Source organism: Soonwooa buanensis (assembly GCF_900167905.1).
Classification (GTDB): domain Bacteria; phylum Bacteroidota; class Bacteroidia; order Flavobacteriales; family Weeksellaceae; genus Soonwooa; species Soonwooa buanensis.
In genome coordinates this window covers 1-1,006 of record NZ_FUYZ01000030.1, presented here as the reverse complement: position 1 = coordinate 1,006, position 1,006 = coordinate 1, and the positions used below count along the sequence as shown (strand labels likewise).

Sequence of the window (1,006 nt, the reverse complement as noted above, 5' to 3'; positions counted from 1 at the left end):
AAATATTTAGCCGCCAATATTTTTCAATTCCACATTTTTGTTTAATTTAGTTCCATTGAAAAAATATTGGCTCCGTTTGGTCGTTCTTGAACTTTCAGTTCTTCGAAAGCCCGCACTTCGCCAATACTTTTTCCGTTATGTGCAACCCTAAAACAACTAACTGTCATAGAACAGGTTATTAAGATAGAATGAAAAATGTTGACAAATTAAGTCTAGAAAACGCATATCAATTATTTGATACTGGAGATATAAACAAAATCGAAATTGGAACAACAAAAGGTTTACAACAAATTCATAAATATTTGTTTAATAATCTTTACGATTTTGCAGGAGAAATAAGAATTCACAATATTTCGAAAGGAGGTTTTAGGTTTGCAACAGCTTTATATTTAAATGAAATTTTGGCGAAAATAGAGTTAATGCCAGAAAATACATTTGAAGAAATTATTTCCAAATACGTTGAAATGAACATTGCTCATCCTTTCATGGAAGGAAATGGAAGAACGATGAGAATTTGGTTGGATTTAATTTTGAAAAAACAACTTCAAAAAGTAATTAATTGGCAGTTTGTAGATAAAACTCTTTATTTACAATCAATGGAAAGAAGTCCAATTAACGATTTAGAATTAAGAACATTATTATTTTCAAACTTAACTGAAGATGTAAATAATCGAGAAATAATTTTTAAAGGAATCGAGCAATCCTACTATTATGAAGGATATGAAAAAGAAAATGATAATGAATAATGCTCAATCAGGGCTGCACATAACATTGTATTGGCAAAATGCGGGGTTAAATGTATAATAGAAAAAGCGGAAATATTTAGCCGCCGCTGCTTTTACTTTCCACATTTTTTTGTAATTTAGTTCCAAGAAAAAGCATCGGCTTCGTTTGGCCGTTCTTGAACTTCCAGTTCTTCGAAAGCCCGCACTTCGCCAATACTTTTTCCGTTAGCTGATATGTTAAAAAGTGCATCGTCCTAAAATAGGTTGACCAAAAATTAAGC

General features: G+C 31.1%; 3 protein-coding genes. 1 reads left to right on the top strand and 2 read right to left on the bottom strand.

From position 1 onward, the window contains the following. Positions 1-41 precede the first annotated feature (41 nt). The gene (locus tag B5X62_RS15725) at positions 42-167 is read right to left on the bottom strand and encodes a hypothetical protein (RefSeq protein ID WP_262507649.1); all 126 of its coding nucleotides are present in this window, start codon (positions 165-167) and stop codon (positions 42-44) included. A 21-nt stretch (positions 168-188) separates the two neighbouring features. Between B5X62_RS15725 and fic the strand changes: the two genes are divergently transcribed. Next, positions 189-746, top strand: a complete 558-nt coding sequence (gene fic / locus B5X62_RS15405) for a protein adenylyltransferase Fic (protein ID WP_079668372.1) — start codon at positions 189-191, stop codon at positions 744-746. Positions 747-822: 76 nt separating this feature from the next. Here the strand turns inward: fic and B5X62_RS15635 are convergent. After that, on the bottom strand, positions 823-1,006 hold a 184-nt coding region (locus B5X62_RS15635; RefSeq protein ID WP_221405236.1), incomplete at its 5' end, for a hypothetical protein.